Origin of the sequence: Streptomyces sp. DvalAA-43 (assembly GCF_900091725.1) — a bacterium.
Classification (GTDB): domain Bacteria; phylum Actinomycetota; class Actinomycetes; order Streptomycetales; family Streptomycetaceae; genus Streptomyces; species Streptomyces pulveraceus.
Map to the genome: position 1 here is coordinate 213,139 of NZ_FMBW01000074.1, position 9,733 is coordinate 222,871.

The 9,733-nt window shown below is 62.8% G+C and carries 8 protein-coding genes; 5 read left to right on the top strand and 3 right to left on the bottom strand.

The window, feature by feature from the left end; translation table 11 throughout:
* Positions 1–135 precede the first annotated feature (135 nt).
* A complete protein-coding gene (locus GA0115234_RS41980; RefSeq protein ID WP_141718515.1) occupies positions 136–3,465 on the top strand; it encodes a hypothetical protein in 3,330 nt (1,109 codons plus the stop codon).
* A gap of 310 nt (positions 3,466–3,775) precedes the next feature.
* On the opposite strand, the gene GA0115234_RS32170 is transcribed toward GA0115234_RS41980, so the two are convergent.
* The 3 genes from GA0115234_RS32170 to GA0115234_RS32195 form a co-directional block, all read right to left on the bottom strand.
* Positions 3,776–4,123 (bottom strand): hypothetical protein, encoded by a 348-nt coding sequence (locus GA0115234_RS32170; protein ID WP_093548740.1) that lies wholly within the window; start codon positions 4,121–4,123, stop codon positions 3,776–3,778.
* On the bottom strand, positions 4,120–4,851 hold the full coding sequence (locus GA0115234_RS32175) for a GntR family transcriptional regulator (protein WP_093548742.1): 732 nt from the start codon (positions 4,849–4,851) through the stop codon (positions 4,120–4,122). Before GA0115234_RS32175 ends, GA0115234_RS32170 begins: the two co-directional genes overlap by 4 nt.
* Positions 4,852–5,580: 729 nt before the next feature.
* Positions 5,581–5,859 (bottom strand): hypothetical protein, encoded by a 279-nt coding sequence (locus GA0115234_RS32195; RefSeq protein WP_093548750.1) that lies wholly within the window; start codon positions 5,857–5,859, stop codon positions 5,581–5,583.
* A gap of 77 nt (positions 5,860–5,936) precedes the next feature.
* On the opposite strand from GA0115234_RS32195, the gene GA0115234_RS32200 reads away from it, so the two are divergent.
* From GA0115234_RS32200 to GA0115234_RS32215, 4 genes are all read left to right on the top strand, one after another.
* A complete protein-coding gene (locus GA0115234_RS32200) occupies positions 5,937–6,692 on the top strand; it encodes a GntR family transcriptional regulator (RefSeq protein WP_093548752.1) in 756 nt (251 codons plus the stop codon).
* A gap of 244 nt (positions 6,693–6,936) precedes the next feature.
* The gene (ettA, locus tag GA0115234_RS32205) at positions 6,937–8,601 is read left to right on the top strand and encodes an energy-dependent translational throttle protein EttA (RefSeq protein WP_093548753.1); all 1,665 of its coding nucleotides are present in this window, start codon (positions 6,937–6,939) and stop codon (positions 8,599–8,601) included.
* Between the two features lie 5 nt (positions 8,602–8,606).
* The gene (locus tag GA0115234_RS32210; protein WP_329198570.1) at positions 8,607–9,029 is read left to right on the top strand and encodes an acyl-CoA thioesterase; all 423 of its coding nucleotides are present in this window, start codon (positions 8,607–8,609) and stop codon (positions 9,027–9,029) included.
* Positions 9,026–9,706 carry a hypothetical protein gene (locus GA0115234_RS32215; RefSeq protein ID WP_093548757.1) on the top strand — a complete coding sequence of 227 codons (681 nt, stop codon included), beginning with the start codon at positions 9,026–9,028 and terminating at the stop codon, positions 9,704–9,706. The genes GA0115234_RS32210 and GA0115234_RS32215 overlap by 4 nt, the downstream gene beginning before the upstream one ends.
* The last annotated feature ends 27 nt before the right edge of the window (positions 9,707–9,733 follow it).

Below are 9,733 nucleotides of genomic sequence, written 5' to 3' on the forward strand. Positions count from 1 at the left end.
GCCTTGTCAAGTGGGGCACTGATGTCTGACATCAGCGACTGACACCAACAGGGGCGAACAACGGCAGCCGACGCCGGACCGTAGCGACTGAACGCTCCAGGGAGGAAACCGACTGATCCAGGATGCTGAGCCGCAGTGATCGACCTGATAGGGGCGAGGCCGGACATCAAAGCCCTTGCGCTGCCGTGGACTTGGCCGTCATCAGCATTACTCAGCCATGGAGAGTCCACCAACCCAGGCGATCTTTCGGCCCCAGCTGCACTCAAGCTAGCATCACCCCTCATGGGGACCCGGGAGAACTCGAACCGCCAATCCAACGCGCCGGCCGCTCTCAGGAATATTCCAAGGGATCGAAAAAACACGGCCCCCGAAACAAGGGCCAGGTTCGAGTACCAAGATGAGTGCATCGCCCTTTTCGTACTCGACCACCTCTCGGACGATTTAGAGGGTGTGCTAATTGAACACTCTACCGACGTGATAGTTCTACCAACCTCGGGAATGCCCGAACTCGTTTCAATCAAGCACAGAGAGGCAAATCGCTCAGGAGACGCCTCTTGGAGCTGGTCCGCACTAAGAAAGGACAGCGTTCTTAAAGATCTGTACGACGCATGGTGTGCGGCCGAACGGAGATGTACGGTCGCATTCTGGAGTAACTCTGGATTTACTGGAACAGCCCACGAGGTTTGGCGCGCCTGCACGGGGAAAACCACCCCGAACAGCGCTCTATTTTCGAAGGTTGCAAGCGCGCTTGGGGCGAGCATAGCTGAGAGCGAGGAGTTCCTTCGCCACTTCAATTTGCCAGAATCGCCACTCCCTCGCCGCAATGAGATTAGCGACGTCGGAATACGAAAAACGGGAAAGTTCCTGGAATCCAGAGGCCGCAGCTCCAGATTCTCCGAGCACAGTTACAAGGCTCTAATTAGGGCAATCGGCGAGGCTGGCACACAGGTGCCTGAATCCCGAAGTGGCACTTTCAGGGCTCTGAGCCCGACAATCCGAGATGACTTGAAGAACCGTCCCACCATGACGGGTTACATGTCTGCGGACTCGCTGCGGAACATAATTCTATTCGAAGCTGATCGGCAAGCGGCATCCAGCTTCAATCGAACACCCCTCCGCTCATTCCATGAAGACTCTCTATTCACTGGTCGATCTCGCGAACTGGGTCATATCCGCGAACTTCTGCGACCTGGTGACGCCGACGCCGTGGCCCCTGTCGTGATCCACGGTCTAACAGGAATCGGCAAGACTTCGCTTGCCTCACAATTTGCAGCCTCCGAACAGGATACCTTTCACCCGATATTCATGGACGGCAGTACGCGGGCAAGCCTGCTTGAGTCCCTTGCCGTGGTATCCGGAGCGCCAGCCGCCGCGTCGACGGGCGGAGAATTCGGCACCCCGAGCATCGAGATGCCGCCCATAATCGAGTCTTCGGCCACGCTTCTAATTATCGACGGCGTAACAGATCCGACAATAGTCCGGGGTCTCATACCCAGAAGATCACTAACTCGGATACTAATCACCAGCACCGCGCATCATATCGATGAGGGATTCGAGTATGTCGCACTAGAGGCATGGACAGACGAAGAATCGCAAGCATTCGTCGCAAAGTCTCTACATGAGGAACTCTCGGATAACGTCGGCGAGCTTGTAGGACATCTAGCTGGCCACCCTCTAGCTCTCAGCCAAGCAGTGAATTACTGTAATAGTTCACGCATCGCACTCAGTGAATATATGGACCGGCTAAAGTCTCGATCGCTAGAAGTACTGAGTCGAGGCGAGGCAAGCCGGCATCCAGTCAGCGTCGCAAAAGCAATCCTCCTGGCTTTGGACGCAGTTGATGCCTCAGGCGGACACGCAGGGAACCTCATTCGTACTCTCTCGTTCGTAGGTGCCGAACCGATCCCTGTGTCGCTCTTCGCCGAAGAGCCTATGCGCCCGTGGGTGACAAACGGACGCGAAAAGTTGCGGATCAAAAAATTCCCATGGCAAAAGACCAAACTTCCTCACTGGGGAGGATGCGCAGAGGACGAGTCTGGCTGGACTTCAAGGATTGCCCTCTGGGATGCCCTGCAGCGAGATGAAGCAGTCACCACGCTGAGCAACTACGCCCTTTGCAGGGTCGATGATGGTCACCTCATGGTTCATCCTCTAGTTCAGCTCATAGTGAGGGAAGCAACACAAGACAGAATTCCCTGGATTGAATCAGCAATCGGTCTATTGGCTGCCATGATTCCAATGGACAGGAGCACCGAAGCCGTTCCAATGTATCGCTATACGGGCCATATTAGGTCCGCGATTCGATTCGCCCTGGAGGAGGAACTCACAGGCCCTGGCGTCATTTTCTCAGCCGTATCTGTTTGCGATGAGCTGATCAACCTAGGGGATGTGGAAGGTGCAATTACCTTAGCTACCCAGATTCGTGAAATTTGTCGAGACCTCATACCTCTCGGCTTCGTCACTCCGCCTGCCTTCTTTAAGATATCTCAGACCCTTGGAAATGCGCTGGCGTATAAGGGGGAACGAGAAGAGGCTATCGATGTCGCGATGGAGAATCTGTCCATCGTGCTGCACCATTATCCGAACGACCTAACATCGGAGATGCGTGCTTTCTCGGACCTCGGACGGATAGCTTGTCGCCTGCACGACACCGGCCTGGCGCAAATGGCGCTCGATCGGCTCCCGGATCCAACCTCAGAAGAAGACCCGAGGATCGCAGAGGTCGAAACATGGACCCTGCTCCTGGCGGCTCATATCAAGTTTCGAATTCTTCTGCTCCTTAACAAGGAACAAGAGGCTTCCCAGATCAACCTGTGGTGCCTGGCGAAAATACCGGAGGCGGACTTCGATGGCGAGCTAAATTCTATTTCCGCTGCAATACATGGTGATGCCGCCGCCCTCGCGCTCCATCGCAACAGCCCGGCAGATCGCGTCCAATACCAAAAGAAGGTAGTGGAACAACTAGCGCATAAGCTCAGTCACAGCGTGCTCTACGCGGAAAACGTCCTCGAACTGGCTGATTCGCATCTCGATGAAGGAAATATCGTAGAGGCGAAACCGTTGATCGAAGAGGCAGCGCGATTTCTGGGCACAATACCCGAGGGGAGCGATCTACTGAGCTCGAAGTATCTCTCGTGCCGTGGGCGAATGCTCCTTCTCTCGTGCCAGCCAGGCGACACCCGTTTGGAGCACGCGAGGCAAGATATGGTTCAGGCCCTTGAGATGATGGAGGGGATTCCTAATGCCGTAGCGGCACCTGCAACTCTCTTGCATCTAGCTCGCACGTACTCTCTGATGGGCGATGAGAAGCAAGCTCTCGACATTGCAAATAGGGCACTCCAGCTGGATCTAGAGCGATACGGACCCGGCCATATCGAAACTCAGATTGATCAGCAGGTAATCTCTATTATTCCGGCCGAGGCTATGGCCGCGCGCAAGTTTATACGCATGAACCGCAAGAGATAACAGGCTGTGGGAACACCGGGACACAGCGTGACTCGGATGGTGATGATGAAACGCGCGCCCGCACGGGCCGTCTTGACCGCGAAGAACTCGTGGGCTCGAAGCCCGCCTCCAGAGCTGTGGACCATTCGTGGACCGGCCGCCAGCAACTGGCCCGGTATAGATCTCTGAACAGGCAAAACAGCTGAAGCGGCAGCGCCCTCCGGAGCTGTGTGTGCTGAGCATCAACACGGCGCATCAACGCGTTTGACCGGATGTCAGCAGAGGAGCCCCAGGCCCAGTCTGGAACTCCTCTGTCGTTGGATGTGATCTGCTAGCCGAAGGCAGCCTCCGTTAACCGAGCTCCCTCGTCGCCACCTTCACGAGCGGAGAGATCCGGTATCGGTAGGCGGTGGCCGCGGCTTGTTGCCACACGGAGCACGTTGTGGAGGGCTTCAGTCAGGTTCGTCGCCAGGTGTCGTAGCTCTTCCGGCTCGGTCTCCTCGTCTCCGAGTACTTCGGACGCGTGTTCCAGGAGCTCGGATACCATGCCGAGTTGTACCGCTTCGATGTTGTCTGCCAGGCGGGACAGGTGGCCGCTGTTGTCGTCGGTGCTCAGGAAGCACGGTTTACCTTCGGCGCCGGACCACGGGAGGAGTCGCATTTCGTTGTGGGTTGTCATCCTTCCGTCTCCCCTTCTTCGGTCATCGTGTGGTGGGTGAAGAGCGCGTCGGCGCGGTCGCCGGGAAGCACCAGGAGCGCTGCCTCCACGACGCGTCCAGTCGTGTCGGTCGCCACGCGTGTGATCGCGAGAACGGGCAAGGCCGAGCTGATCCGAAGCGTCGCCGCTTCCTCTGGTGTCGGGCAGCGTGCGCTGACCCGCTCCCGAACCTCGGCCAGCGGGGGACGGAGCTCGGTCAGCCTGACCAATGCCGCCTCGCAGCAGAGTGATTCGCTCGAACCATCGGCTGGCGCCAAGTCGCGGGGGACGTAGATACGAGCCAGGCTGTGCGGTGAATTCCCCTCGTGGCTGAGGCAGAGGAATTCGGTCAGCGGGCTGCTTGTCGACACCCTCAGCAGAGCGGTCAGATGCCCTCTCGCCGGGATATGAGTGGTGCGGACGGTCATGCGTAGAGCCGGATCGGGCGCGGTCTGAGTGAGGGGAGTGCGGCCACCGCCGACGTACGTGATTCTGCGGAGGGGGTGGCGGACGAAGTTCCCCTTGCCGTGAATCTTCTCGACGAGCCCTTCGCCTTGGAGTACTGCGAGGGCGCTCCGCAGCGTCGGCGTGCTGACCGCGTAGCGGGAGGCGAGCTGTGCCTCCGAAGGGAGACGTTCGCCAGTCTTGATGCAGCCGGTTGAGATCTGTGTCCGGAGGTCGTCGGCGATGACATCACGGCGAGGAGCCACGGATGGAATCACCTCCTTCTCAGCATTCGCAGGGCGACGAGGCGGGTCCGGGAGTGCATGGTCAGCAACTCTCCCGACTCGAAACGAAGCCGCTTTGCCGCACCTGCAAGCTGGAGGAGGTCGGCCACGCGACACGGCTGACCTCCGATCTGGATCACATCGCCTCGCTGCACGCTGGTCGCGGTGATCTCGACGGTGGCGCCAAGCGCACCGCTAGGCGTCCATCTCCTCACTGGGGCACCTCCCTTGAAGCGGAAGGGTGGCAGGGGCAGTTGCACGCTTCGTAGACCACGGGGACGCCGATCGGTGCCACGGTGGGGGAGGAATGCGCGCACTCACTGTGCGTACCAATCAGGCACGAGCTCGACCTGTAGGGAGTGGCTTCCGCCTTCGTCACGCCTGGTCGCTGATGAGAAGGCATCAGGTCGCCTCCGGCGGTGCGAACCAGGTTTGCGCGAAGGGAGTGTGAGCTACGGCCGTTGAGAGCCTCATCGCGCCTTCGCCGCTTGCCAGCACGTACGGGCGGACGAGCGCGATCTCGTCGTCTGCGAGAACATCCATGCCGTCTCGGAACCGCCCCATCTGCGGTGCGGGGGAGTTGGCGAGTCCGAGGTGAACGGCCTTCGAGTGGGCGGGTGTTAAGGGGCGGCGGTGCCGGCCCCTCGGGAAGTACCGCTCACTGGTGCGTGAGACGGCACCGCGGATACGGTTGAACATGCTGATCAGCTCCTATCGCTGATGGCCAGGTCCCCGGACATCGCCCGTCGCGGGGACCGCTTTGTGTACGGCGGCCCATAAGGCGCGGCCGTCCACGTTGCTCGCGAAGAGGCCGAATCGATCGGCTTCCGCCACTGCATCCAGGACCTCCCGCCATGAGTCGGCGGGGAAGTCGTCCGGCACCTCCGCTTCGATCGACGTGTGGTGGGCGTGTTGCATTACGCGTGTGGTCAGTCCGGCGGCGGACAACCGGGCGGCGATGTCCTCGACGCTCAGTTCGGAAGCAGGCACAGGTTTCTCCGTCGCCAGGTGATCACAGTACGTGAAGCTGGTTAACTAGATTAAGGCTAGTGGACTAGATTTTCCATATGCCTGAACAGCCGCCTTATCTCCGCATCGCGGACGTTCTCCGACAACGGATCGCGGAGCGTGAGTGGACACCGGGGCAGCGGCTGCCCTCACGTGCTCAGATCGCCCAGGAGTGCGGCGTCGGCGAGAACGTGGTCCGCCGGGCGCAGGAGCTGTTGATCTCTCAGGGGGTTCTCGAAGGCCGCGCGGGTTCCGGTACGTATGTCGCCGAGCCTCGTCGGCGTGTCCGGGTGGTCCGTTCCTCGGCACGCGAGCAGCGTGACGATTCCCCGTTCCGTGCGGACATGAAAGCCGTGGGCAAAAACGGGGACTGGGAGAGCCGGACCGAGGCCAAGGCCCCGGCACCGGCGGAGATCGCGGCGCGGCTCGGTGTCGCCGAAGGCGATCTGTGTGTGCGGACCGTGTACGAGTTCCTGGCCGACGGTAGGCCGGTGCAGTTGTCGACGAGCTGGGAGCCGTACGACCTCACCGCCGGCACACTCGTCGTCCTCCCCGAGGGAGGGCCACATGCCGGGGCGGGTGTCGTGAACCGTATGGCTGCGATCGGCATCACGGTCAGCCACGCTGTCGAGCAGCCGGAGCCGCGGCAGGCGACCGCCGAGGAGGCGTCGCTTCTTGGTATCCAGAAGGCCGCTCTCGTCACTCACATCAGGCGGACGTACTACAGCGACCAGGGCCGACCCGTGGAGACTGCGGACATCGTCGTGCCCGCCGCCTTGTGCGAGATCGTTTACGAGATTCCCACCGGGCGATGACCCAGGCGAAGGTCAGGCTCGACGCATGGACGACGTCTGCCGAGTGATCGTCTCCGGGCCGTCCCTGGGCCGTGCGAGGTCGCTCGGCAGCGATCGACGGCGACAACCAGTGACAGGTCGGCTACCAGTGCGCATGGCGAAAGGGCAGTTCACAGGGCCCTGATGAGACGGGTTTCCATCCCGGGATGGACGTCAGGCAAGATGGGGTGTATCTGCCCACACATCGATTGCCGGACGGTTTCTCTTGGCTGAGTACATCTACACGATGCGCAAGACGCGCAAGGCGCACGGCGACAAGGTGATCCTTGACGACGTCACGCTGAGCTTCCTGCCCGGGGCGAAGATCGGTGTGGTGGGCCCCAACGGCGCCGGTAAGTCCACGGTGCTGAAGATCATGGCGGGCCTGGAGCAGCCCTCCAACGGTGACGCGTTCCTGTCGCCCGGTTTCAGCGTCGGCATCCTCATGCAGGAGCCGCACCTCGACGAGACCAAGACGGTCCTGGAGAACGTCCAGGACGGCGCCGCCGAGGTCATGGGCAAGCTCAAGCGCTTCAACGAGGTCGCCGAGCTCATGGCGACCGACTACTCCGACGCGCTCATGGACGAGATGGGCAAGCTCCAGGAGGACCTGGACCACGCCAACGCCTGGGACCTGGACGCCCAGCTGGAGCAGGCCATGGACGCCCTGGGCTGCCCGCCCGGCGACTGGCCGGTCAACAACCTCTCCGGTGGCGAGAAGCGCCGTGTCGCGCTCTGCAAGCTGCTCATCGAGGCCCCCGACCTGCTCCTCCTCGACGAGCCCACCAACCACCTCGACGCCGAGTCGGTGAACTGGCTGGAGCAGCACCTCTCGAAGTACGCGGGCGCCGTCGTCGCCGTCACGCACGACCGGTACTTCCTGAACAACGTCGCCGAGTGGATCCTCGAACTCGACCGCGGCCGCGCCATCCCCTACGAGGGCAACTACTCCACGTACCTCGACAAGAAGGCGGCCCGCCTCAAGGTCGAGGGCCGCAAGGACGAGAAGCGCGCCAAGCGGCTCAAGGAAGAGCTGGAGTGGGTGCGGTCCAACGCCAAGGGCCGGCAGACCAAGTCCAAGGCCCGTCTCGCCCGTTACGAGGAGATGGCGGCCGAGGCCGACAAGATGCGGAAGCTGGACTTCGAGGAGATCCAGATCCCGCCGGGCCCGCGGCTCGGTTCCATCGTCGTCGAGGTCGAGAACCTCTCGAAGGCCTTCGGCGACAAGGTGCTCATCGACGACCTGTCGTTCACGCTGCCGCGCAACGGCATCGTCGGCGTCATCGGTCCGAACGGCGCGGGCAAGACCACGCTGTTCAAGATGATCCAGGGCCTGGAGACCCCGGACACCGGCTCCATCAAGGTCGGCGACACGGTCAAGATCTCCTACGTCGACCAGTCCCGCGCCAACATCGACCCGAAGAAGACCCTCTGGGCCGTCGTCTCGGACGAGCTGGACTACATCAACGTCGGCCAGGTCGAGATGCCCTCGCGGGCCTATGTCTCCGCGTTCGGCTTCAAGGGCCCGGACCAGCAGAAGCCGGCCGGTGTCCTGTCCGGTGGTGAGCGCAACCGCCTCAACCTGGCGCTGACGCTCAAGGAGGGCGGCAACCTGCTGCTCCTCGACGAGCCCACCAACGACCTCGACGTCGAGACCCTGTCCTCGCTGGAGAACGCCCTCCTGGAGTTCCCGGGCGCCGCGGTGGTCATCTCCCACGACCGCTGGTTCCTGGACCGAGTCGCCACGCACATCCTGGCGTACGAGGGCGACTCCAAGTGGTACTGGTTCGAGGGCAACTTCGAGTCGTACGAGAAGAACAAGGTCGAGCGCCTCGGCGCGGACGCGGCCCGTCCGCACCGTGCCACGTACAAGAAGCTCACGCGAGGCTGATCGTCTTGGCTCGTCACCTCTACGACTGCCCGCTGCGCTGGTCGGACATGGACGCCTTCGGCCATGTCAACAACGTGGTCTTCCTCCGCTATCTGGAGGAGGCGCGCATCGACTTCATGTTCCGGCTGGCGCCGGGGGACGGATCGCCGTCCTTCGCGGGCGGCTCCGTCGTGGCCCGGCACGAGATCGACTACGTGCGGCCGCTGGTCCACCGGCACGAGCCGGTGACCGTCGAGTCCTGGGTCACGAAGATCGGCGCCGCGTCCCTGACGATCGCGTACGAGATCAAGGACCCGGACCAGGTCTACGTACGGGCCTCGACCGTCGTCGTGCCGTACGACCTGGCCGAGGAGCGGCCCCGGCGGATCTCCGCCGAGGAGAAGCTCTTCCTCCAGCAGTACCTGGCCGAGGAGCCCGCCGCAGCATGACGGTGCCCGTACGGTCGCTGGAGTTCGCCGACACGAGGGAGGCCGCGGATCTCGCGGCCTTCCTCGGCCGGCTGCTCCACTACGACCGGGCCGCCGCCGTGCGGATGCAGGCGGGCGGCGGTGCGCTGGCCGTGTTCGGCAGGCCGCCGTCGTTCGAGGTCCTGGCGATCCGGACGGCCCGGCTGGCCGTGCCGGACGACTTCGACCTCACCGTGTCCGCGGGTGAACTCCTCGAATCGCTCGGGGAGTCCACCCACGCGGGCGCGATCCCGGCCCCCGTCACCGGGCCGCCGTGGACGGGTGTCCTCCCGCCGCGCGGCGGCTGGCGGGAAAGGCCGGGCCTGCCGGGGCCGGTCGCCCTGCGTACGGCGGTCACCGCCGCGGTGGCGGAGTTCCGCTCCCGCGACGAGGCCCTGCCCGAGGACCGCAGCACCAGGGCGGAGCGGGATCTGATCGGCCGCGAGATCTGGTCGCGGACGGTCGCCGGTACCGGACTTCCGCTGCGGGCCGTGCACGCCGCCCAGTCCCTCGGCTTCCTCCGCCCGGCACCGGACTTCCCGGTCGCCCTCCTCACGGCCGGATCCTGGCTGCGGCTGCGCACCCCGTTCGGCTCGATCGCCCTGCGCGGTCCGGGCAGCGGGCTCGGCACCCTCGCGGTGACGGTCGGCGCGGGCTGAGCGCCGGGCCTGATCCCAACGAAAAGT

What these genes read in the sequence shown, in the direction of transcription:
- GA0115234_RS32170 (WP_093548740.1), bottom strand. Translation starts at nt 4,123, where the DNA reads ATGACAACCCACAACGAAATGCGACTCCTCCCGTGGTCCGGCGCCGAA.
- GA0115234_RS32200 (WP_093548752.1), top strand. Translation starts at nt 5,937, where the DNA reads ATGCCTGAACAGCCGCCTTATCTCCGCATCGCGGACGTTCTCCGACAA.
- GA0115234_RS32215 (WP_093548757.1), top strand. Translation starts at nt 9,026, where the DNA reads ATGACGGTGCCCGTACGGTCGCTGGAGTTCGCCGACACGAGGGAGGCC.